This window comes from Streptomyces monomycini, from assembly GCF_022271435.1.
GTDB lineage: Bacteria > Actinomycetota > Actinomycetes > Streptomycetales > Streptomycetaceae > Streptomyces > Streptomyces monomycini.
In genome coordinates this window covers 367,414-390,101 of sequence record NZ_JAFIQY010000004.1, presented here as the reverse complement: position 1 = coordinate 390,101, position 22,688 = coordinate 367,414, and the positions used below count along the sequence as shown (strand labels likewise).

General features: G+C 69.4%; 20 protein-coding genes and 2 pseudogenes. 10 read left to right on the top strand and 12 right to left on the bottom strand.

The features are described from left to right. Positions 1-362 precede the first annotated feature (362 nt). Entirely contained in the window at positions 363-2,267 is a 1,905-nt protein-coding gene (locus tag JXZ78_RS07925; RefSeq protein WP_157851648.1) for a hypothetical protein, read from the top strand. Between the two features lie 28 nt (positions 2,268-2,295). Here JXZ78_RS07925 and JXZ78_RS07920 read toward each other — a convergent pair whose 3' ends face one another. Continuing rightward, the gene (locus JXZ78_RS07920; RefSeq protein ID WP_050502687.1) at positions 2,296-2,841 is read right to left on the bottom strand and encodes a hypothetical protein; all 546 of its coding nucleotides are present in this window, start codon (positions 2,839-2,841) and stop codon (positions 2,296-2,298) included. Between the two features lie 160 nt (positions 2,842-3,001). Between JXZ78_RS07920 and JXZ78_RS07915 the strand changes: the two are divergent. Then, positions 3,002-4,015 (top strand): annotated as a pseudogene (locus tag JXZ78_RS07915) (Tn3 family transposase); the annotation flags it as partial. Between the two features lie 7 nt (positions 4,016-4,022). Here the strand turns inward: JXZ78_RS07915 and JXZ78_RS07910 are convergent. The 4 genes and pseudogenes from JXZ78_RS07910 to JXZ78_RS07895 form a co-directional block, all read right to left on the bottom strand. Next, a complete protein-coding gene (locus JXZ78_RS07910) occupies positions 4,023-5,936 on the bottom strand; it encodes an ATP-binding protein (protein ID WP_157851647.1) in 1,914 nt (637 codons plus the stop codon). 47 nt (positions 5,937-5,983) lie between these two features. Continuing rightward, positions 5,984-6,394, bottom strand: coding sequence for a hypothetical protein (locus JXZ78_RS07905; protein ID WP_078624431.1), 411 nt, complete (start codon positions 6,392-6,394; stop codon positions 5,984-5,986). A 139-nt stretch (positions 6,395-6,533) separates the two neighbouring features. Then, on the bottom strand, positions 6,534-6,842 hold the full coding sequence (locus JXZ78_RS07900; protein ID WP_238782742.1) for a hypothetical protein: 309 nt from the start codon (positions 6,840-6,842) through the stop codon (positions 6,534-6,536). A gap of 27 nt (positions 6,843-6,869) precedes the next feature. After that, a pseudogene (locus JXZ78_RS07895) lies at positions 6,870-7,220 on the bottom strand (transposase); the annotation flags it as partial. Positions 7,221-7,402: 182 nt separating this feature from the next. Here JXZ78_RS07895 and JXZ78_RS07890 point away from each other — a divergent pair. After that, complete coding sequence (locus JXZ78_RS07890; protein WP_030021710.1) at positions 7,403-7,834, top strand: hypothetical protein; 432 nt, start codon at positions 7,403-7,405, stop codon at positions 7,832-7,834. A 526-nt stretch (positions 7,835-8,360) separates the two neighbouring features. Further along, a complete protein-coding gene (locus JXZ78_RS07885; protein WP_050502685.1) occupies positions 8,361-10,880 on the top strand; it encodes a hypothetical protein in 2,520 nt (839 codons plus the stop codon). 449 nt (positions 10,881-11,329) lie between these two features. Here the strand turns inward: JXZ78_RS07885 and JXZ78_RS07880 are convergent, their stop codons facing one another. The 3 genes from JXZ78_RS07880 to JXZ78_RS07875 all read right to left on the bottom strand — a co-directional run bounded on the left by JXZ78_RS07880 (position 11,330) and on the right by JXZ78_RS07875 (position 13,608). Beyond that, positions 11,330-11,689: a hypothetical protein gene (locus JXZ78_RS07880; RefSeq protein ID WP_030021708.1), complete on the bottom strand. Its 360-nt coding sequence runs from the start codon at positions 11,687-11,689 to the stop codon at positions 11,330-11,332. A 192-nt stretch (positions 11,690-11,881) separates the two neighbouring features. Next, entirely contained in the window at positions 11,882-12,004 is a 123-nt protein-coding gene (locus JXZ78_RS40150; protein WP_275127552.1) for a hypothetical protein, read from the bottom strand. A 443-nt stretch (positions 12,005-12,447) separates the two neighbouring features. Then, positions 12,448-13,608, bottom strand: a complete 1,161-nt coding sequence (locus tag JXZ78_RS07875) for a magnesium and cobalt transport protein CorA (RefSeq protein ID WP_030021707.1) — start codon at positions 13,606-13,608, stop codon at positions 12,448-12,450. A 175-nt stretch (positions 13,609-13,783) separates the two neighbouring features. Between JXZ78_RS07875 and JXZ78_RS07870 the strand changes: the two genes are divergently transcribed. From JXZ78_RS07870 to JXZ78_RS07855, 4 genes are all read left to right on the top strand, one after another. Next, the gene (locus JXZ78_RS07870) at positions 13,784-14,218 is read left to right on the top strand and encodes a cell division protein SepF (protein WP_167745447.1); all 435 of its coding nucleotides are present in this window, start codon (positions 13,784-13,786) and stop codon (positions 14,216-14,218) included. A 54-nt stretch (positions 14,219-14,272) separates the two neighbouring features. Continuing rightward, positions 14,273-15,949, top strand: a complete 1,677-nt coding sequence (locus JXZ78_RS41240) for an ATP-binding protein (RefSeq protein ID WP_030021705.1) — start codon at positions 14,273-14,275, stop codon at positions 15,947-15,949. Further along, positions 15,946-16,299: a nucleotide pyrophosphohydrolase gene (locus JXZ78_RS07860; RefSeq protein WP_030021704.1), complete on the top strand. Its 354-nt coding sequence runs from the start codon at positions 15,946-15,948 to the stop codon at positions 16,297-16,299. Before JXZ78_RS41240 ends, JXZ78_RS07860 begins: the two co-directional genes overlap by 4 nt. A 134-nt stretch (positions 16,300-16,433) precedes the next feature. Then, positions 16,434-16,889: a DUF6099 family protein gene (locus JXZ78_RS07855; RefSeq protein ID WP_030021703.1), complete on the top strand. Its 456-nt coding sequence runs from the start codon at positions 16,434-16,436 to the stop codon at positions 16,887-16,889. Between the two features lie 104 nt (positions 16,890-16,993). Here the strand turns inward: JXZ78_RS07855 and JXZ78_RS07850 are convergent, their stop codons facing one another. Next, positions 16,994-17,524: a hypothetical protein gene (locus JXZ78_RS07850; RefSeq protein ID WP_030021702.1), complete on the bottom strand. Its 531-nt coding sequence runs from the start codon at positions 17,522-17,524 to the stop codon at positions 16,994-16,996. A gap of 142 nt (positions 17,525-17,666) precedes the next feature. After that, on the bottom strand, positions 17,667-18,383 hold the full coding sequence (locus JXZ78_RS07845) for a TetR/AcrR family transcriptional regulator (RefSeq protein ID WP_030021701.1): 717 nt from the start codon (positions 18,381-18,383) through the stop codon (positions 17,667-17,669). Positions 18,384-18,492: 109 nt separating this feature from the next. On the opposite strand from JXZ78_RS07845, the gene JXZ78_RS07840 reads away from it, so the two are divergent. After that, positions 18,493-19,692 (top strand): FAD-dependent monooxygenase, encoded by a 1,200-nt coding sequence (locus JXZ78_RS07840; RefSeq protein WP_030021700.1) that lies wholly within the window; start codon positions 18,493-18,495, stop codon positions 19,690-19,692. 9 nt (positions 19,693-19,701) lie between these two features. Here JXZ78_RS07840 and JXZ78_RS07835 read toward each other — a convergent pair whose 3' ends face one another. Together JXZ78_RS07835 and JXZ78_RS07830 are read right to left on the bottom strand one after the other, a co-directional pair. Continuing rightward, positions 19,702-20,142 carry an Ig-like domain-containing protein gene (locus JXZ78_RS07835; RefSeq protein WP_050502684.1) on the bottom strand — a complete coding sequence of 147 codons (441 nt, stop codon included), beginning with the start codon at positions 20,140-20,142 and terminating at the stop codon, positions 19,702-19,704. A 325-nt stretch (positions 20,143-20,467) separates the two neighbouring features. Further along, a complete protein-coding gene (locus JXZ78_RS07830; RefSeq protein ID WP_050502683.1) occupies positions 20,468-20,938 on the bottom strand; it encodes a MarR family winged helix-turn-helix transcriptional regulator in 471 nt (156 codons plus the stop codon). Between the two features lie 447 nt (positions 20,939-21,385). Between JXZ78_RS07830 and JXZ78_RS07825 the strand changes: the two genes are divergently transcribed. Then, positions 21,386-22,627 carry a PP2C family protein-serine/threonine phosphatase gene (locus tag JXZ78_RS07825; protein WP_030020845.1) on the top strand — a complete coding sequence of 414 codons (1,242 nt, stop codon included), beginning with the start codon at positions 21,386-21,388 and terminating at the stop codon, positions 22,625-22,627. Positions 22,628-22,688: the final 61 nt, after the last annotated feature.

The window sequence follows — 22,688 nt, the reverse complement described above, 5'->3', positions numbered from 1 at the left end:
CGGGTCTGTCTGGGCTGGGGCGAGAAGCCTCAGTACGCCGACTGCGTCGGATGCGCTTCCTGGCGCAACCGGCTCCACCCGGACACGGGTCCGTGCCGTCGGTGCGGTCACGAGAGCCACCTCAACACCGACGGTCTGTGTCGGCTGTGTCTGCAGGTCATCCGGACCTTCGATCCCGAGTGGATCGCCGATCCGGTCGGCGGGCGGCCGAGCCAGCTCGCCTTGCTCCTGCCCGGCGTCCCTCTGCCCAGGTCACAGCCGATCGACCGCCCGCTCAAGGGACGGCCGCGCGATGCACGCCGGCCGCGGTCCTGGCTGGACCGGCAGCGCATCGCGGCGGCCGAGCCGAGCGACGCCCGCGCGTGTGTCGGCCAGCCGTACACGGCCAACTCCTGCTGTTCCGCCCGCGCCGGCACCTGGCCCAGGAGCATGTCCGGCGCATCCGCGACCGACACCTCGCCGACTACGACGACCTCCAGCCCCTCGCTATCGCCAAGGCCGCCGAGCAGGGGCTGAGCAAACACTGGTGGCGGTTGACCTGCTGGATGCTCCGGCTGGCCCTGGCCGTCCGGGACGCCGACGGTGAGGACCTGGTCGCCGAGGAAGTCCTCGACGACCTGCCCCACAGCCAGAGCGCCGCCGCCGACATCCTGCGCGAGGCCGGCCTCCTCCGGCCCCGCCAGCGGCGCCGCCCGGTCATCCCGCCCAAACCGCACCGCAGTTGCCGCCACTGCGACTGCTGGGGCTTCCGCTCCGTCTGCTCAGGATGCAGCAGCTGGGGCAAGCACCCGGTCGGCGACTGCCGCCGCTGCGGCCGCCGAGGCGTCCCTCTGGCGGACGGAATCTGCCGGGGCTGCTGCCTGCACATCTACCACCACGGCCCCGAGACCAGGGAAGAGACGTGGACCCAACTGTGGTTCGGCGGCGATCTCGCGCCCCGACTCGCGATCCGGCCCGGGACACTCGCCTACCCCGCATTCGCGAACAAGGCCCAGCACCGAGCTGCCATCGCCCGCCCGTCCGCACCAACGCTCTCGCCTCACCTGGTCGACCCGGCACAGACCGCGCTGTTCGAAGTCCGGCGCGACTGGACCTGCATCGCCGTTGGGGAACTGGATCGCCTGCCCTCCCTCACCCCCGCCGCCCAGGTGTTGCTCGACGACTTCCGGAGTCACGCGAGGCAGCAGGGCTGGGACGAACAAGTACGGCGACTCGCCGCCCGCAGCCTGCGCATCCTGTTGGCCTGGCTCGGCGCCGACGCCCCCATCCACGAGGCCGACATCCGGTCCTTGCCCGCCGACCGTCCCAGCACCAGCGCACGGCGGATCCTCCAGTTCCTCGCTCGCCGCCACATGGTCATCCCCGACCCGGCCCGGCAAGTCGACATCCATCAGCGGGCCATCGACCAGCGCATCCAGACGTTCCCCGAGGAAATCGCGGACGAACTCCGCCGCTGGGTCCTGGTCCTGCGCGGCGAAGGCCGACGGGAACACCCGGCAATGCCGTTCGAGACGATCCGCAAGTACCTCGGCTACCTCTACCCGATCCTGACCGGCTGGGCCGCCCGCGCCACCAGCCTGCGCGAGATCACCAAAGACGACTGCCAGGCCGCGCTCACGCAGCGGCCCGGCCCGACGGGCCGAGACTTCCTGAGCGCACTACGCAGCCTCTTTCGGGCCCTCAAACAGGAACGAGTGATCTTCCGCGACCCGACCCGCACCCTCTCGCTGTCCACCGCCGAGCGCCTGCCCGTCCCCATCCCCACCGACCGGCTCCGCGGCCTGATCGACCGGGCGGAGTCCCCGATGGCGAAATTCGTCGTCGCGCTCGTCGCCATCCACGGCCTCGGCCGACGCGAGACCCGCCATCTCCTCCTCGCGGATCTCGACCTCGCTCGCGGGCGCTTGAAGGTCCGACGGGACCTGCCGCACACCGTCTACCTCGACGAACTCACCCACACGCTCGCCACCGACTGGCTCCGCGACTGCCATCGCCGCTGGCCCCTGACCACCAATCCCTACCTGCTGGCCAGCCAGCAGACCGTGGCCGACGACCGACTGCCGCCCGTCTCCACCATGGTCATGAACCAGATCTTCCGACCGCTCGGCCTGACCCTGTCCAAGCTCCGCCAGGACCGCATCCTCGACGAAGCCCGTCAGACCGAGGATCCCGTCCACCTCATGCGCGTCTTCGGGATCGCCGCCGAGACCGCGATGAAGTACATCCACACCGCTCACCCCGAACGCCGGTCCACCCTCTGGCGCTGACAAGCCACAACCCCAAGGACGCAGCTTCTCAGCGCAGCCGTTGCATCTGCGCAAGCAGCCGGGCCTGTTCGAGCTTCAGTGACTCGAAAGAGTTCCGTAGGTAGTCGTCCAACTCCCTCCGCAGGAAATTGCCAGCGATAGACACATGATCGTCGACCTGGACGGAGTCGAACCCGTCTTCCTGCCAGCGGGCGATGATGGGCTCATAGCAGGCCACATGCGCGCACAGCTCCTTCAGGGGCTCTGGGATGGTGTCCTCGCACAGCAGGTCAGCGTGGGAGACGACCGTCTCGACCATGCGCCGGTTGAGTGGCATGAAGACCGTTGACATCCACAAGCGCCAGGTGGCGGCCTGCTCCGTGGTGACGGGGGCCAACGCAGTCCACACGTTCCCGCCCCCGTCGACGAACTTGCGCCAGGCCCGGTCCACGGCCTCCGCCTGTGCATAGAGCGGACCGTAGAGCTCGCTGAGCTGGCGGTTGACCCGATCCAGATGATCCTTGCGGCGCGCCAGACGCAGATTCGTCAGGTAGGTGGCCGCGTAGCCGGTAGCCGCCACGAACACCGTAACCACCAGAGGGACTACAACACTCAGCTGCACGAGCAAAAACGCTACCCAGCGGCGGACACGTGTGTATGCGAATGCGGGAACCCGCCACACTCGTGACCGCTAGGCTGCAACCACACGCGGGTTCCGCCCCGTTCACGTCCAGGAATCTGCGGACCCGCGCGCTTCGGCGGTGGGCGGCATCGCATACCACCACATCTCGGACCTGTACATCGCGCTGTTCACGCACTTCGTGCCGTGCGGAGTGTGGGAGGCGGTCTACATCATCGAGGGCCTGCTGAAGAACGCTTCCGAGGTGCAGCCGGGCACGATCCACGCCGACACGCAGGGCCAGAGCTACCCGGTGTTCGCGCTCGCGCACCTGCTGGGCATCGATCTCATGCCCAGGATCCGCAACTGGAAGGACTGCCTGTTCTTCCGCCCGTCCCGCTCGGCCGTCTACGAGCACATCGACGCTCTGTTCGGCGAGCCGGGAAGGAACGTGATCAACTGGGAGCTGATCGAAACGCACTTCAAGGACCTGATGCCGGTCACGATCTCAGTCCGCGAGGGCACCATCTCCTCGACGCTGCTGCTCAAGCGGCTACGCTCGGGCTCCCACAAGAACGCGACCTACACCGCTTTCCGGGAGTTCGGGCGGGTGATCCGCACCGTCCAGCTGCTGCGCTACCTCACGGACGCGCCGCTGCGCGGCCGGGTGACGGCCGCGACCAACAAGGTCGAGGCGTTCAACGGCTTCAGCGACTGGGTGCGGTTCGGGCAGCGCGGCACGGTCGCGCACAACGATCCCGTCGAGCAGGAGAAGGACGTGAAGTTCACTTCGCTGCTGGCCAACCTGGTGATCTTCCACAACACCCTGGACATCGCCGACGTGGTGCGGCAGCTCCAAGCCGAGGGCTGGGAGATCGACCCTCTGGGCCTGGCCGAGAACTCGCCGTACCTGACCGGGCACATCAACCGTTTCGGGGTCTACTCGACCCATGAGATCGGGATCACCCCGGAGGACTACGACACCCGTCTCGACGTCGACTTCAGCACCCTGGAGGAGGAACGGGTCCCGCCGCTTGAAGCGCCTGGCGGCCCCCGCCCCGGCGCCTGGGTCCAGGCAGGCCGAGGCGACCACCCCAGCACGCCCTTTGATCATGCTGCCGCACTGGGAAACTCCAAGATCCCCGACTGAGTCAAGCTCAGTCCAGCGGGCAGATCGGACTCAGGGCCCGGAGGTTCTCGATCCCGCCCCGCAGTTTCTCGGAGCTCAGCAGGGCAGCCGTCACATCGGGATGCACGTTGGCTTCAGGGGTCTCCGCCTCCTTGGTGTCGGCCTTCCCGTTGAAGGTAACGGCCTGTTGCCGGAACACGGACTGCACGGCCGGGTCGTCCGCCTTCCCGGCGGCGGTGGTCATGCCGCCGGCCAGTTGCCGGTAGCCGGCCGCTAGGTCCTGAGGCGTCCGCACGTCCCGCACGCGCAATGCCTCGTTCGCGGCGAGCGCCTCGGAGCAGCCCGCGGGCTTGCCGTCGCCCGTGGTGGCCACCACGACGGTCACGGCGGCCGCCCCGGCCACCGTGACGGCCGCGGCGGTGATGCCAACCTTGGTGGTGACGGTCGTGGCGAGTTTCCCGAAGAAGCCGCTGGCCTTGCCGCCGGCAGCCGTGGCCGATGCGGTCAACGGTGGCGACAGGATGAGCAGGGCAGCGGCCACGGCCGCCTTGTCACCCTGCAGGAGGTGCCGGGTCTGCTCCTCGGTGTGGACGTAGTAGGCGTGGTCCTTGCTGAGACCGCCGCGCAGGGCGGCGATCCGGCCCAGGCCGTAGAGCTCCAAAGCGACCGATCCAGAGCCCGCGGTGAGCGCTGCGGAAACCGCGACGCGGACGAAGCGCGAGGTCAGCGACCACTGCTGGCCGGCGTTCAGCCCCTGCGCGACGGTCAGCAGGAGATGCGGGTCCGGCCAGGTGGCGACGGCCTCACGCCGCGCAAGCGCGGCGTGCAGCCCCTCGACGGCCGTGACGGCCGACGCGGGTTGCCAGGCCAGATCCCGCACCGCGGCCGCCGCGTCCCTGGTGATCGCGTAGCCATCCCCCGTGTGGACGACCAGCCTCCGGTCGAGCAGCTCCTGCGCGCTGCCCGCGTCGTCGGGGAGCCCGGTAACCGGTGCGAACCATGCGGGGGCAAGCGGCGTCCCGAACGTGGCCAGTGCCACCAGGACCCGTCGGGCCGGTTCACTGAGGGCTACCGCCAGCGCCGCCGCCTGGTGCCGGGGGCTCAGCTGGGCCGGGTCGAAGGCGGGTGGCTGGTCGTGCGGTCCCTTGTCAGCGTGGTCGCGCCAGTCGTCCGAAGCCTTGATGAAGCGCGCGTACAGCAGCAGCCGCTGCGGCCGTCCCTCCGACATGTGGTAGGCGAGGTCGAACTGGAGGTTCTGTAGGCCCTCCGGGCCCAGCTCCAGGCCCAGTTCGGAGTTGAGCAGCTCGATTGCCGCGGCGCGGGACAGCGGCTGCACGTGGTGGGCGGCCGCGGCGTCGGGCAGGGTGCGGTACGGGGACGTGAACAGGAAGGTACAACCGGAGAAGGTCTGCAGCAGCCGGCGCAGGTCGGCCTCGTTCAGGGTGCTGTCGACGACGGTGATGTGCACGTCATGCACGGCGGCGACGGCCTGGCGCAGTTCGGTCTCGTCGACCTCGCGCAGAAAGCGGTGACCGAAGAAGACCGTGGCCAACCGCTCGTACAGGGTCGCCAAGGTCCCGGTCTCCCCGGTTCGAGGGCGCAGCACATGGCCCCGCGTCCCGCTGGCGCGCAGGCGCTGGTGTACGGCGTCCGCGATCGCGCTCTTGCCGACGCCTTCGTCCCCGTACAGTTGGATGCTCGTGCCCTCGGTCAGCTGGGAGACGACGGTGTCCACGAGTGCCTGGCGGCCGAACAGTTTGACGTCGGCGGGCGCGGCCAGCACCTCGGGCTGACGCAGGGGGAGCTCCGCGAGGCTGGGGATTTGGGCGTAGCCGCCCTCCTGGAACACCAGGTTGATGGCGTAGTCACCCTGGCTGACGATGCCGTAGTTGGCGTCGATCATGACGTTGCGGGCCCTCGGGACGGTAGCGGCTGCGCCCATCAAAGCCGGCCTCCCGGCCCGGTCCTCCGGCGGAGTATCGGAGGTACTCATCGACGCAAGATGTTCGTCGCGCCGTCCCCGTTGGACACGATCCCCGTCATGTCCCCGACCACGGCCACCGTGCGCTCACCGCTCGTCGACGCCCTCGGCACGGGCAGCAGGGCCGCCAGCTCCGTGCACAGCTGGGGGGAGTCCCGCAGGGCCTGCCGGATCTGCAGGCGCAGGGCGGCCACGGCGTCCGGGTCGTCGTCCGCCTCCGCCAGATCCGTCACCGCCGCATCCAGTGCCGGGCGATCAGGGTTGTTCCGGCGCAGCCGTTCGAGCAGGCGCTGCCCGAGGCGCACGGTGGCGCCGGCGACCTCGTCCTCGGCCCGGGTCAGCACCGCGGCGCCGTAGGCGCCGACAGCCGCGCTGACCGCCGGGACGGCCTGACTTAAAAGGATCTCGATCTCGGACACGGATACCCCGCAGTCGTGTCGACACATCTGACGCCGCCCAGGGAAAGGGACTGCCCATCGCTGCGTGGCCAACCACTGTGTACCAAGAACCTCCCGACGTCGCACCCCTTACTCTCACATTGGTGAGAAATCGCTGGGGTCAGCCCCGACGCCGGGCAGCGGAGTCGCGCTCGGCGACGCGCCGGGCAACGGTGTCGACGCCGGGGCGGGCGTACCGCTCCAGGGAGCGGACGGAGGCGTGCCGGGAACGCGCGAGCAGCATCGGGGTGGAGGTACCGCCCACGGCGTCGTGCTTGAGCGCGGAGTGCCGCAGCCGGTGCAGGGTCCAGCCGTCCAGGTCCTCGATGTCTTCGGGCGAGGCCAGCGGGTTGGCCAGCAGCCGCGTGGCGTACTCGAAGATTGCCTCAAAAGTCCACCTGATCAGGGACGATCCCCGTTCAAGATCCACTGATGGCGGCTTTTGAGCTCACCTTGGCTGGAGCCCCAGGACGCAGGCGGAGGGTTCGCCGTTGCGGCCTTCGGCCTCGCGGACCAGGCGCCGCAGCAGGCCGGTGAGCTGGGTGAAGACGCCGTCGCGCTGCCACTTGGCGAAGTAGCCGTAGACGGTCTGGTGGGGCGGGAAGTCGTGGGGCAGGTAGCGCCAGGGGATGCCGGTGCGGTCGACGTAGAGGATGGCGTCCATGAGGCGGCGCAGGTCGTGTTCGGGCGGGCGGCCGAAGCCCAGGGCGCCTTGGCGGCGCCGGGCCTGCCAGGCGGTGAGCACGGGATCGATCAGCGCCCAGCGGTCGTCGGACAGGTCGCTGGGGTACTGGTCGCGCGGGGTCATGTCTTGGATGTACCGCGCGGCGGCCTTCTTGGCGAGGGGCGAAGGGCCGCGAACCGCCCCCTCGTGGGAGGAGACGGGAGGTGCCGGGATGAAACAGTCCTCTGTCGCAGCACCCGCACCGGCCGGTCCACCGGCCTCTTTCACCCCGAGTCGGCGGACCGGCCGAACCCGAACAAGATGCGATGAGACAGGACCAAACGCTCAGTAAGAACCTCCGCGACGACCGGGGCGGGCAACTACAGGACGTGCTGCCGGATCGCGGCATTGCGGCTGGCGGTTGTGGGGACGCCGATGTCGTTGAGGGGCGCCGCAAGGACATCGGGGTGGAGCGCTTGCCCGGCTCGGCGGCTGGGGAACAGCCGCCGGCAGGCGTGGTTGGTTGCGGTGTTCATATTGTCCCGGCTGTTGATCCAGCGGAACAGGAGTTCCACGAGCGGTTCGGGGACGGGGGACGGCGGCTCGCCGAGCCGGAGGAGGGGCTGCTGCTGGGCGCGGGTGATGTCGTCCAGCGTGAGGCGGACGACGCGGCTGAGCGGCTGGGTGTAAAGCAGGACGATGCTCTCTGCGACTCGGGCCCGCAGAGGCGGCTCGGGTCGGTGAGAAGGCGGGAGTAGTCGGTGTCTAGTGTCAACGAAGGTCTTTGTCCGCCTTGCGTGCCGACTGAGCCAGGGGGTACCGCGCAGGTCAGCGTTGCTCACCAGCGACTGCCCGCAGATGCCATCTGAAACGGCTCCGTTGTCATCGGGCAATACCTCAAATCGGCCTGAGAGTGGCGCGATTGGTTGCTAGTTCACCTGACCTAGTGAAACCCCGCCGTACTATGTCGGCATTGCGCGGGCGCGGGTGGCAGATTGCGTGGTGCACGTCGGTGGCTCATCACCGGCGTCCGCCTCATGCCGCCGTCGGCGGAGCAGGAGCCAGCTGCGAAACGTCCAGACGCCACCGAGGCGTCGTTGGGGCTGATCGTTCTTCGGGCGTTGGCAGGTGAGCCGTACGGGGCGAGGACCGCCGCACACTCTTCTGCAGGGTATTGGCCCGTTCCTCGTCGGCACGAGGCTTCGGCGCTCGGGCGCGTGACGCGCTCCCGAGAGACGGGAGCTTTTGTGTTCGCCCGGCACGCCCGGGTGGAAGGACGACATCATGGTCGCGAAACGACGCGACGGCATTTTTCCGCGTATCGGCACCGACGTCTGGGGCCGGAACCTCGCGGACGCCATCGAGAACACCTGTGCGGAACACGGGGTCGTGCCCCCTCCCCGGCAGGCGATCACCGAGGGGCTGGCCACTGCTCTTCCGGACACCGAGATCAGGGGCCTGATTGCCAGCCGGAGCGGCAAGAAGGTGCTCAAGCCCTCGGCCTACCGTCTCGTGCAGGCTGGCGATGAGCAGGTACTCCTGCTGATGTGTGACGTCCATGGCGCTGCCGTGGTCCCGTGGGACCTCAACGACCGCACCGTCAACTGCTGGTCGCCGCCCGTCGCCGAGGCCAGTCAGCGCGTCAAGGACCTCATCGCCGCCGAGCTGGCGCTGCACGAGGCCAGGAAGGCCGAGAAGACTGCTGAGAAGGAGCGGGAGAGCTACCGCCGCGCGGCCGGCGACGATACGTACGCCGCGCAGGCTCTGGCGGCGGTCACGCAGAAGCACGAGGACGCCGAGCGCCGCGTAACGGAACTCGAAGGCGAGCGCCAGGCCCTCCTCATCGCCCTCGGCGGCCGGCGGCCGCGTCCTGTGGTCCGGGCCGCGGAGGAGGACGGGGAACCGAAGGCGGCGCTTACTCTCGCCGAGCAGCCGTACGCGGTGGCCGTCCACATGCAGCGGTACGCCGCCGAGAACCTGGAGCGCGCCGGCAAGACCCGCGGCTACGACCTGCCCGAGTCCCTCGTAGACGCGGGTCAGCTCTCCAAGGGCATGAACGTCCTGCAGCAGTGGCAGATCGCTCGCCCCGACGGCACGGTGTCGAAGCTTTGGCGGCTGGCCGCCGTGACCGGGAACAACCGGGCACTGGCCCGTCTCAACATCTTCCGTGTGCGTCCGGAACACCTGGTCACGGGGATGCCCCAGTCCCTCCTGCCCACGCCGAAGGGCAAGAAGGCCGACCCCGAGCTTCTGCTGCTGGGTCAGCGAGAGGTCCTGAACCGACTCTCCGACCGGCTCAACGAGACCGCCGCCAAGCCAGAGCCGGAGGCGACCGATCCAGCAGTCCGGGCCCAGAAGATCGCCACGGTCTCCGCGGAGATCGTGATTGGCTGCACCAAGCCGGCGGCTCTGGAACATGTCCTGCGGACGCTAAACGTCAACGACCACCTGCGCGGGATCCAGCCCTACGACGAGGATGCGCGCCTGATCGCCCTGTTCGCGACGCTCGTCGACGCATACGCCAGGGAAACGCTCCTCGCGGACGCGCTCGCCGAGGCATTCCCCGACGCGCGCGGCGCAGACCTCCTCGACCTGGTAGGGGTGCGCGACGCGTTGACCGCTAACGGGCCGCTCGACCCGCTTGTGCCGCTCGTGCCCGTAGGCGACGACGTCTCCCCCACCGTGCTCCGCGACATCGCGGTGCGTGCCATCACCGCACTCGTGTTTCCTGAGATCCCGCCCGAGGCTCCGAAGCGGTCGGCCGTACGCACCGTCCGCGACACAGGGCGCTTATGGCCGATTGTCAGGGGCACGCTGCAGGAGCCGGCGTGGAGCCAGACCAAGGCGAAGACAGCAGAGGCACGTACCCGTCTGTGGTCCGCCGCCATCGCGCAGCTGTTCCTGCACCGGGGCAACATCCTCTCCGCCCTCGGCTTCTTCGGCGTCCCGGAGGCTGCCAAGGGCGCCGGGCAGGACCCGCGGTCGCTCAAGGTGCTCCTCCTCGGGGCAGAGGCCGGCGACGCGACCGCTTGGTCAGCCCTCGTCCAGCGCATGGCGCCGGCGCTGATCCACGCTCCGCAGCCGTTCATCACCGCTGGACAGGGCAGCGAGGCGAGTGACGGACGGAAGGGCGTGCGGCGCACCCCTAAGAGCGCCCTCGCCTCCCTCACTCTGGCGTACACGGCAACCAGCGCTCCGAACATCAGCAGGGCACTCCTCCTCGCGTTCGCGAAGGCCGTGCTGGGGCACCCGGACGCGACGCAGCCGCCCAAGGCGGAAGGCGGTGAGCCTCTAGTCTGCTACGGGGAGCGGCACTGGGTGGAAGGCCGGACGCCGATCACCGCGGGGATGGTGATCGCTCCCGACGCCGAGGGCCGGCCCACCCACTACGTCGCGGACAAGGCTTGGTTCGACGAGACGTTCCCGGTGGAGCTCGGCCGCCCAGCCCCAGGCAGCTCCGGAAGCACCACCACGTCCCCCACGGCCACGACCAGCACGGATCCCACTGCCACCGCGAACGGCGGTCCGCCAGCCGACCCGCGCGATCAGCTGGCCACGCTGCGCCGGGAGCTGCCAGCTCGTGTGGAACTCGTCGAGAGCGGCTACCAGCAGGCCGTGGACTCCGCCCATACCCTGATGACGGATTTCGAAGAGGCGCACCGCCTGCGAGTCCAGCTCGGAGAGGACGCACTCCCGGCCGAGCAGCGGATCGAGTGGATGGAGAAGCTGACGAAGGCCCGGGCCGCGGCCCAGGCCAGCCTGACGACGCTCGAACAAGTGGAAGCGCTGATCCTTCAGGTCTGACCGACGCGGTAGAACCCGAGACCGGTATGTGCCGGAGAGCTCCTTCAGGGCAGTTTGGAAGCCCACCTCATCAGCCGCGTGACCGGACGGTCATGCGGCTGGTTCAGTCACGTGCCGAGAGCGGACAGACCCGGCCGAGGCAGTCAAAGTTCGGTGAGAACGCTCAACCTTCGGCGTGACGGGACACCCTCTCGTCCGCCACCTCGCTCCAGGGGATTGGACTCACCCGCTCACCAAGCAGGCCGACGCCGCAGTGGCGATCACGCTCCACCGACTCCTTCGCCATGATCCGAGAGCAGCCGGACGGCCTCGCGAGGATCTACCCGGACTGCCAGTCCTGGATGGTCTCCCAGGGCTGGTATCAACTCGAAGCAGCAGAACCCGCCCACGGCAACTGAAGTTCCTGGGCGACTGTCCTTGGCCACCGAAGTTGACCGGTGGCTCGTGACTCACTCTTCCAGCGACGATGGCCAGATATACCCGAAGGCTTCGGCGCACTCTCGATAGCCCGCACAGACCACCGCGCCGTACAGGGGGTGCGGGCGCCGGACAGCGGCGACGATACGTTCGGCCTGGAGCTTCGGGCTTTCCTCTGTCACCGCAAACCCGATCTTCAACTGGATGAACGGATCGGCGCTCTCACACGGAACGTGCAGGGAGACAAGGACCTGTCCAGGGGCCGAGTCCCACACGGAGACCCAGAACGTGTCGCTGTTCCAGGCGGCCAGGGGATTCGGCACGACCAGCAATTGCTGAGCCACCAGGTCGGCGACATCCCACGCCAGCGAAGGCCGCTCTGCCAGAGTCACAGTGCTCCCTTTATTCGAACCTACACGCCCCGGCCTGGAGCACACACGAGCCGTTGCCGCGAACGTGATCGCCCGCATCTTACCGGCGCGGCGGCTGGTCACGCGGCGAGTGCCTAAGCCGCCAAACCTCAGCGTCAAGGACAGCGACCTCGCACACAGGCAAATTGCCGACCCATTCGCGTCTCACTCAATTCAGTCCGCGCAGGTCAACACGAGCTGGTCGACCAACTTCGTTGCGACAAGGAACTTCTCCGGCGCGGACTCCTCGATCGTCGGGTTGCCGTACTGCATGTCGATGACGACCGACTTCAGCATGACCACATCGATCTGCACTACGGCCAGCGCCCGTTGTAGAGCTGTAATCGACATGAACTGCCTGGTGTGTAGTGGCGGAAGATCTCGCCGTGGCTGTAGGCCAATGATCGACCGGACGGGGCGGCGGCCCGACCTCACGGTGGGCAACGCGGTGCTGTTTCTTGGGCGGCTACGCAGCGGAGGACTCTGACGAGGGTGGTTGCAACTTTCGCAGCAACTGTCCCTCACCCGGCTGCCTCTCCGGTCCAACCGTCACTCTCAGTGATGCAGAACGCTCGTCGTCGGCCTGGCAGGGCCGGAGCGGGTAGCGGCCTATAGCTATACCGGCCAGAGGGCGGCTGAGCTCATTCTCCCCAGATTCTCCCCAGCGGGCTGAAGGAGGCGCGCTGCACATGCTCCCCGCGGCGTTACCCCCGCAGCGTGCTTGCGCTGACGCCGATTACTCAGAGCCAATCCCGGCGCTTGAAGATGACGTACAAACCAGTACATACGACCGCCATTAGGACGATGGCGAAGGGGTAGCCGAGCACCCAGTGCAACTCCGGCATGTGATCGAAGTTCATGCCGTAGATGGTGCCGACCAGGGTGGGGGCGAAGAGGATGGCCGCCCACGAGGAGATTTTCTTGATCTCCTCGTTCTGCTCGAAGCCGGCCTCCGCGAGAGCGCGCATCTCGGCGTTCTGCTGCTGGTTCACGAGGGTGGCGTTGACGGTGAGGATGTCCTGGAGGGCCTGGCGGAAGCCGTCGACGCGTTCGGTGGTGTGGGTGGCGTGGTCGGCGACGTCGCGCAGGTAACGGCGGAGTTCCTCGTCGATGCCGTATTTCTCGAAGCCCGCGGTCAGGCTTTCCAGCATGCTGTTCAAAGGGCGCGTCGCGCGCTGGAATTCCACGACCTCGCGGGACAGTTCGTAGATACGGCGGGAAACGCGCGGGTCGCCGCCGAAGACCTCGGTCTCGATCTCGTCGATGTCGTTCTGGACACCGGCGACCACCGGAGCGTAATCGTCCACGACGGCGTCGAGGATCGCGTACAGGACCGCCTCGGGGCCGCGGTCGAGCAGTTCCGGGGCGGCTTCCATGCGGCGGCGTACGGCGGGCAGGTCGGGGGCGCCGCCGTGCCGGACGGTGATCACGAAATCGGGGCCGACGAAGACGTGCAGTTCGCCGAAGTCGACCTCCTCGGGATCGTCCAGGTAGCGCGCGGCCCGCAGGACGACGAAGAGGGTCTCGCCGTAACGCTCCAGTTTCGGCCGCTGATGGGCCTCCAGCGCGTCCTCCACGGCCAGCGGGTGAAGGTCGAATTCCGATGCCAGGGTGACCAATTCGGAGGACGACGGCCGGTGCAGGCCGATCCAGGCCATGGACCCGGCGGTGGTGCGCAGGTGCCGGAAGGTGTCGGCGAGGGTTTCGTGGGTACTGAGGCGATGTCCGTCGCGGTAAAGAGTGGCATTGATGACACTGCCGGCGGACCGGGCACCGGTGTCCGGCGCCGACGGCTCGTCCGTGCGGCCGGCGGATGCCGCCGCGGCGGCCGGCCGCTTCTTCGCCGGCTTGCGGAGCCCGCGCAGGCCGCGCAGCCCGCGGCCGGGAGGATCGACGCTCATGACGGAACCGACCTACGTGACGGAGGAGTGAACAGGAACAAGGGATCTCGTCGCAGGATATATGCCCGGGGTGTCGGCGCTGATCAGTGGCCATGGTGCAGGATGGAGGAGCCGTGTGACGCCATCCGTGTGTCGCACCCGAAGTCGTATAAGTGTTTATCCCTACAATTGCGCGATGCAGATAGCGAAGTTGTCCAGCCCCTCCGGGAGAGGTGATTCGGTGAACGGGCCCGACGCCACCGACGAACAGTGGGAAGGGCTCGCCGAGGTCGTTCCCCTTCGCAGCGGCAGTGAATGGCCCTCGTGGCCCGATCACCGTGCCCTGCCCGACGAGGAACCGGGCGAGGAGATGCGGCGGTTCGTCGTCATCCGGGTCCAGACCTTCGCCGACGCGCGCGAGGTCGCCGAGTACCTGATGGCGCAGATCCCCGTCCTGCTCGACCTCAGCAGCGCCGACGCCGACGTGGCCAAACGCATCCTGGACTTCTCCAGCGGCGTCGTCTTCGGACTCGCCAGCGGGATGCACCGGGTCGACACCAACGTCTTCCTGCTCACGCCCGTCGGCACCGAGGTCGCCGAGCCGCCGGCGGGTCTCGTACCCCGATCGTAGGAAGGCGTTGCAGCCGTAACGGTTTTGCTTTCGCCGGTTGCCTAGCGTCCTCGTATGGACACAGAAAGTGTGCGCCCGGCGGTCACCGAATTACGTCTGTCCGCCTTCAAGACGCACCGCGGCGCGACCTTCCCGCTGGGCCCGTTGACCCTCCTGACCGGCGCGAGCGGCAGCGGGAAGTCCAGCGTGCTGCAGGCGTACGAGATCCTCGCGCGGCTCGGCAGCGGGGCCCGGCTCGCACGGGCCGTGGCGGCGGCGCCGGGTGGCGCGGCCGGGTGCGTACCGGCCTGGGCGCGACCCGACGGGCAGGGCAGACGCGGGTTCCGCATCGGCTGCACGGTCGACGGCCCGGTCGGCCCGGTCCGGCTCGATGTCGCCGTACAGGCCGAGCCGGAACTGCGCATCGTCGGCGAGCGCCTGACGGGCGGTGGCGAGACCCTTCTGTCGACGGCCCTGACGGACCCTGCCCGGCGCGCGGTCCAGGCTGCCTGGTACACGGCCGGAGCGACACCCGTGACGCGCGCGCCGCTGCCCGACGACCGCCTGGGTACAGCGCTGCTGCCCTTACGGGTTGCGGGCAAGACGGCGGGGCAGCGGCTCGTGCTCGCGGCGGCGGAGCAGGTGGTGGTGGCGCTGCGGTCGGTGTTCGCGTGCGATCCGCGGCCGGAGGTGATGCGCGGGGCAGGCCCTGCGGGCGGGTGCGGCGCGGGTGCAGCGGCGAGTACGGAGGCGAGCGGCCCGGGCCCGAGGGGCGCGACCAGGTGCAGCTCCGGGGGCGGACTCGGGAACGGGAGCGCGGTCGGCGCCGTGCCCGGAGCCCGCGCGGCCGGGGCACGGGGCGCCGGCCGCGGAGGGCGGGAAAACGCTGGGGGCGCTTCTGGGCTGCGTGGCGTGACCCCTGGTCCGGTCGAGTCCGGTGGACCCGGGACCGGATCGGGGGCTGGATCGGGGACTGAACCGGGGCCCGGGCCGGGCGGGCCCGGCAGTTCCACCGACCCGAGCGGCACCACCGGCCCCCGTAGCGCCACCGGATCCCATGGCACCACCGGGCCCTATGGCGTCACTGGTTCCAGTAGTGCCTCCCGGGCTGCTTCTCGCGCCGCCGCCTGCGCCGACGCGCGTACGGAGGCCGACCCGTCGGAAGGCTTCGTGGTCGGCTCCGGCGGCGGTGAGGCGGCGGCGGACGACGGCGGCATGTTCGGCGGAAGCTGGGGATGGTCCGCCGGGGACGGGCGGCTGCGTACCGCCTGTGACAACCTTCCCGCCGTACTGGGACGGACGAGCCGGGAGTGCGCGCGGCGGCACGCGGTGCTGGTCGAGGCGGTGCGCGCCGGCTGTGTCGGGCCGGTCGCCGGTCTGCGGGCCGAACCGGTGGAGCGCGGCGGCACGGTCGGCATACGGGCGCTGGTCGAGCGCGACGGGCTGCCCGCGACGCCGCTGGAGCAGCTCGGGGACGGTGAGCTGCGTTACGTCGCGCTCGCGCTGGTGCTCCTGACGGGCCCGGAGGTGCTGGCCATGGACCCGGCGGGCGAGGTGCTCTCCGCCCGCCAGGTGCTGGGGCTGACGGCGGACGGGCTGGACCGCAGCCTCGACGACCGGCAGGCGCGGGCGCTGCTGGAACTCGCCGTACGGATGGTCGGGCGCGGGCACGTCCGGCTGCTCGGTACGGTACGGGACGCGTCGGCCGCCGAAGGGCTGCCCGGGGTGCGGGTGCTACACCTAGGGGCATGAGTGAAGATCTCCATGCATTGCAGAAGCGGCTCGCCGAGTTCGCGGCGGCCCGCGACTGGAAGCAGTACCACACCCCCAAGAATCTGGCCGCGGCGCTCAGCGTCGAGGCCGCCGAACTCGTCGAGATCTTTCAGTGGTTGACACCGGAGGAGTCGGCGCGGGTCATGAGCGACGCGACGGCCGCCGGGCGGGTCGAGGACGAGGTCGCCGACGTGCTGGCGTACCTCCTGCAGTTCTGTGACGCCCTGGGGATCGATGTGCTGCAGGCGCTGGCCGCGAAGATCGAACGTAATGAGACACGATTTCCCGTGAAGGGGGCCGAACGAGCCAATCGTCACTCTATGGAGTGAAGGATCTTTCCACATCGTCTTGGTTGTCCACAGATTTGCGAATTCCTCTGGCCTTTTCGGCCTTTCAAGTTCACGCTGGGTAGTGGCAGGTAGGTGCGGCGAAGCTGACAGTGGTCTGAGGGAGGGGGTCGCGGATGGACGCGGTGCGCATCATCGCGGCCAGTCGGCGCGGTCTGGCGCAGGCACAGACGGTCCAGGAGATCGTCGTCGAGGCGTGGCAGGCACAGGCTCTGGCCGAGGCGGTGGGCAGTCATCTCGCGATATCCGGGCCGCACGAAGTGCGGTCCCGGGCGCGGGGGTTGGGCGATGCGGGAGGGAGGACGAGCGCGGTACTGCTGATCCCCGCGCCGAGGATCGGTGGACCAAGGGCGGCCCAGCTCTCCGAGGTACGGGACACCCTGGCGGCCTTGAAGGGGCTGAACTGGCTGCTCGGCGAGGTGTGTGAGGCGTTGGTAAGCGTGGTCTGCGCGGCGGACGAGGAGGGGATGTACTGGACCTGCGTGGAGGCGATGGACGTCGCCGACGAGTCCCGCGACCGGGTCACCGGCATACTGAAACACCTCGCCGTATGCTCCCCCGGCACCCTCTGACGGGCTCTGACGGGCGCACGCTCCGGCGCGAGCTACTCCGGGGGAGTGGCGTGAGCTGTTCAGGTGCCGGAGGCCCGCGCCGCGAGGGCAACAGCCTTGGCCTCCTACAGCTGGTCCCCCTTGCCGGCTTTTTTCGGAGGATGTGTCCCGCCACCGTCCTTGCGGTCCTGTTCGCAGGTTCGCGGGTCGTAGGACTGGTCATTGGGGAGAAGCAGCACTGCGGCAACCTGCTCAGGGTGCTCGACGGCGAGCCATTCGTCCCCCGTGAGGGTGCCGTCCGGCTCGGGCCACGCACCGGACGAATAGATCGTCTGGCACAGCAAGGCCACGCGCTTCTTGTCGACCGCGCAGGCATCCACTCCGGAGCCGGATGTCTTGCGGGTGCCGTCGAAGCGGTAGGTGAAGTGGACCTGGTCACCTTTGGAGGGCTCCTGCGGGTGGGGTTCCAGGCGCTGGCCGACGACCTCGGCGGTGACGCCGGAGTGCTGCCCGTCCGTGTCCTCGACCTGCACTTTCACGCCGGCCTCACCGCGCTTCGTCGTCGTGTCGGTGCAGCCCCAAAAGGAAGAGCAGCCGGAAAGGGTGAGAATCAGCAGAAGTAACGGGGCGCCGGTACGTACCCGTGCAGGGAACACTGAGATGACCTTCGGTCGGGGTGGGACGGTGTGCGGTTGGGGGTGGGGGCGGGGGCGGGGCGGGGAGGGGAGGGGTCGGCGGGACAGCGCGTACGGGGCCGGTCGGGGCCTGGTGGTTGGCTTCGGTGGGGGCGCGCCGTGGTTATCGAGTGCGCTGGTCCATGAGCGTGGCCAAGCCGTCCAGGATGCGCTGTAGGCCGAACTCCCACGCCTGGTCTTGTCCGTCGGATTGGGCTGCTGAGGCGAGGGCCGCGGTGAGCGCGGGGAATTGGCCGCCGCGTGTCTGCATCAGGTCACCGAGGATGGCCCCGAGCTGGGCCTCGGGGTTGCCTGCGGGGCCGGCTGCGCGGGCTTGCTGGGTGATGCAGCGTACGTGACCGACCAGCAGGACGGCCGCGTCCATCCGCTCGGCGCCGCTCAGTCCCGTACCGTCCAGCGCGCAGACGGCGCGCTCCATCCAGGACAGCTCTCCGGGTCCCATGACCCGCGGCCCGATGGTGGCTTCCAGTGTCCAGGGGTGCCGGCGGAAGACGGTGAGCAGTTGGCGGGCCCAGTCCTCCAGTTGTTCTCGCCAGCCGCCACGCGCTGTTCGTGACGTCGGGCAGGGGCCGATCGCGGCCTCGACCATCAGCGCGATCAGTTCGGCCTTTCCCGGTACGTACCGGTACAGCGCCATCTTGGTGACGCCGAGTTGGGCGGCGACCCGCTGCATGGAGAGATCGGACAGCCCGTCCGAGTCGGCGATCCGGATGCCGGCCTGCGCGATGCGGTCCAGGTCGAGTGTCGGCCTGGGGCCCCGCGTGGGCCTGGGGTGCGGCCCCCACAGCAGCCGCACCGTCTCGGCGTGCTCGTCGCCCATGTCCCGCTCCCGCCCTCGGCGCTGCCCAGCCAACTGTGTCTATGGTACACAGTGCGCATCAGTGTCCACCGGACACAGTTAGGGCACGAGAAGATGGGAAGAGGGATACGTGAACAGGAACGTCCTTATTTCCGGCGCGAGCGTCGCCGGTCCGGCGCTGGCCTACTGGCTGGGGCGCCACGGCTTCCACCCCACCGTGGTCGAACTGGCCCCGGCGCTGCGCGAAGGCGGTCAGGCCGTCGACTTCCGTGGCGAGACACATCGGACCGTGCTGGACCGTATGGGCCTGCTCCCTGAACTGCGCCGCATCCAGACCGGCGGCAGCCCCATGCGCTTCGTCGACGAAGACGGCCGTACGCTGCTGCGACTGCCGGCGGAGTTCGCCGGCGGTGAGATGGAGGTGCTCCGCGGCGACCTGGCCCGGGTGCTGTACGAGCACAGCGCCCCGTACGCCGAGTACCTTTTCGGCGACTCGGTCACCGGCCTCGACGAGACCTCTTCCGGCGTGCGGGTCGACTTCCGGAGCGGCGCCTCACGCGACTTCGACCTCGTGATCGGAGCGGACGGGCTGCACTCCCATGTCCGCCGTCTCGCTTTCGGCCCGGAAGAGCGCTACGTCAACCACCTCGGCTACTACTTCGCCACCTGGCAATTGCCCAACGACAGTCACGGGGAGCTGGAGAAGGGCTCGGTCGGCTACAACGTTCCGGGGCGACTCGCCTCCATCGGTGTCGACCACCGGGACTCGGCGCAGGCGGGGGCGTTCTTGGTCTTCGCCTCGCCCGCGGTGTCGTACGATCGGCATGACCTCGAACAGCAGAAGGAGTTGATCGGCAACGCCTTCTCCGGTATCGGCTGGGAAGTGCCCTGTCTGCTCGCCTCCCTCCACCAGACGCCCGACCTGCACTTCGATTCGATCAGCCGGGTGGACGTAGGCACCTGGTCCACGGGGCGCGTATGCCTCGTCGGCGACGCCGCCTGCGGGGCCGCCATCGGCGGTATGGGCACGGGCACCGCGATGGTCGCCGCATACGTGCTGGCCGGTGAACTCGCGCGAGCACCGGGCGAGTACCGGACGGCCTTCACCCGGTACGAGAAAAGGCTGCGGCAGTATGCCAGGGGCTGCCAGGCGGGCGGCGGCCGTACCGGGAAATTCCTCGCCCCCGGCACCGCCACCGGCATACGTTTTCGCAACGCCCTGCTGTCCCGCCCCCTGTTCCTGAACGGAATGCTCAAGCTGGGCGAGAAGGTCAGCAGCACCGTGGCTCTGCCGGAGTATCCCGCGTTTTCCGGCCGAGTCGGTCGGTGACCGGCCGGGTCAGCGCATGTCCACGGCCACGGAATTGTGGGTGGAGACGGGGGCGTACCGGGAGTTGCCTTCGAAAGTGGTGTCGTAACCGCCGGTCAGCAGTTTGACGGCGGACGCGAGGAGCGAGGGGAGGCGGGATTTCTTGCACTCGGCGTAGCCGTCGGTGTCCGTGGTGGCCTCGCAGAGGAGGGCTTTCTCGCCGGCCACGGTGAACGTGACCGGCAGGCCCGCCACCGGTGTGCCGTCGGCTTCGCTGATCCTCGCCCGCAGGCCGCTGATCTGGCGGGCCAATACGTCGAACGAGGCGTAGAAGGCCTGTGCGTTGAGGCGCTCGGGGGGAGCGGGCCGGTCGTCGTGGTCGAGTGCGGACGCCGCGGTGACGGTGAGGGCGCTGGCCAGGGTCAGCGCCGTGGTGGAGATCGCGGCTGTGCGGGAGGTGGGACAGGGCACGTCATACCTCTTTCAGTAAGTCCTATCTCCGACTTACTGATCAACGTTCCGCGACAGGGGAGGGGTGCGGGCGTACGAGTTGTTGAGCCGAAAGGGTGAGGCGGGGGAATGCGGGAAGCAGGGCGGGGAACCCGGGAGGTGTCGACTTCGGCGGTGGCATCGCACCACATTGTTATCGCACGATCGGATTTTCGTTTCGTGCGGACCGCGGACCGCGGACCGTGGGCCGTGGGCCGCGGGCCGTGAGGCGGGGAATGGGCCCTTTCCGGCGCGGAATGGTTGAAGGGCGGCGGTAAAGAGCGGGCGGTGGTGGGTCGGATGCCCGTCAGGCCGTCGGGGGCGGTCCCCAGAAAGACTCCAGGGCAGTACGGAGGGCCTCGACCGTGTCGTGGCCGATGCGCGCGGCGAGTTGGCGTTCCAGGTCCTGCAAGAGGCATTCGGCCTGGTGGTGTGCGCGCTCGCCCGCCGGAGTGCGGCGGATCAGCCGCTGCCGGGCGGAGGCGGGGTCCGCTACCTGCTCCAGCAGTCCGGCCGCCACCAGGCCGTGTACGGCTTGGTGTGCGGTCTGCCGGGTCACGCCCATGCGCCGGGCGAGTGCGGCGACCGTGGTGCCCTCCGCGTCGAGCACCGCGAAGAGCTGGACCTGGGTCGAGGTCACCGGAGGGCCGCCGGCCGCGTCCATGGCGGCCAGGAGGGCTTCCTCGAACCAGCGCCGGGCGTCGCCGAGCAGTTGAGGGAGGTTGCGGCAGGGGGAGGGCGGAGGCGGAGGTGTGGTCGGAGCCGTGGATGCGGGCATGGCGAGCCTTGGGGGAGGGGACGCGGGGGGCGGGGCGGGACGGGTGGGGTTGCTTCCCGGACAGGTGAAGTGTCAGGGCACCTGACACATTGAATGTCAGGTTGCCTGACGTCGGGTGTGTCCCTCAGGAGGGCCCATGACCATCGAGTTCGCTCGTCCCGGCCCATCTGCACACCGACACGTACGAGGTCTTCCACGTCACCCAGGGCGCCGTCCGGCTGTTCGTCGAGGACACCGAGGACACCGAGGGCGTCGGCGGCACGTTCGAGACGGTTCCCGGGCAGTACGACGTGCGCTTCCTGCCGGAGCACGAGTGGCGCACGCACTGAGGCGTACGGGGCGGCCGCGGACGTCCGCGACCCGAGTGGGGGAATGACGGGCGCCGCCGGGTCGCCCGGACGGCGGGGGTGCGGGCGCGGTGCGAAACTGCGGTAGGAGGTGATCACGATGGCGGGCGAAGCCTTTGCGGACGCCTACCCGGGCGCCGAGGGCTACGGGATGCTCGAAGCGTTGCTGGAACAGGCCCAGCGCGCGGCCCCCACCGACATGCCCGACCTGGTGAACCGGCACGCCACGGCCCTCGGCCTGCGGTACGTCGGCCTCTATCTGGTCGACATCCAGCAGCGGCAGCTGTGCCCGCTGGGCGTGGGGCAGCGTTCGTTCTCCGTCGACTCCTCCCTCGCCGGGTGGACGTACCGCACCTTGGCCATGCGGGTGGAGGACGCCGACGACCCGGAGGGCGGCATCCGGGTCTGGCTGCCACTGGTCGACGGGGTGGAGCGGCTGGGCGTACTGGAAGTACGCACCGACCTGCTGGACGGCGAGCGGATGCGCCGCTGCCGCGCGCTGGCCGCCCTGCTGGCCCCCATCATCACCTCGAAACGGGCCTACAGCGACACGTTCGTACGCCAGGCGCGTACGCAGCCGATGCAGCTGCCCGCGGAAATGGTGCGTGCCTTCCTGCCGCCGCGCACGATCGGCAACGAGCAGGCGGTGTCCACAGCGGTGCTGGAACCCGCGTACGAGCTGGGCGGCGACGCGTTCGACCACTCCATGACGCAGGAGACGTTGCACGCCGCCATCATCGACTCGATGGGCCACGACCTGGCCGCCGGTCTGGCCACCTCCGTCGCCCTGGCCGGCTGCCGCAGCGGCCGCCGGGCCGGCGCGGACCTGCGGGAGACGGTGGACACCGTCGACCAGGCGCTCTGCCAGTGGCTGCCCGACCGGTTCGCCACCGGCGTCTTCCTCCAGCTGGACCTCGCCGACGGCCGGCTGCGCTGGGTCAACGCCGGCCACCCGCCGCCGCTGCTCATCCGCCGGCACGCCGTTCTCGACCGGGCGCTGGAGCGGCCCGGCCAGCTGCCGCTGGGCCTCCCCGCCGCGCTGAGTCCGGAACCGCGTACCGTCCATGTCGCGGACCTGGAGCCGGGCGACCGGGTGCTGCTCTACACGGACGGTGTGACCGAGGCGCGGGACTCCAACGGCGCGCTGTTCGGGCTGGAGCGGTTCACCGACACGATCATCCGGGCCACGGCCGGTGGTGAGCTGGCCTTCGAGACGCTGCGCCGCCTGATCCACTTCATCGTCGACGACCAGGGCAACGAGCTGCGGGACGACGCCACGATGCTGCTCGTGGAGTGGTGCCCGGGGCCGTGGGGGCCGGGCGGGGTCGCGCCGACGGGGTGAGGCCGGGGGCGTCATCCGTTCGGGCCCCGCCCAAGCCCCCTGCTCCCGCGCCCCTGCCCAA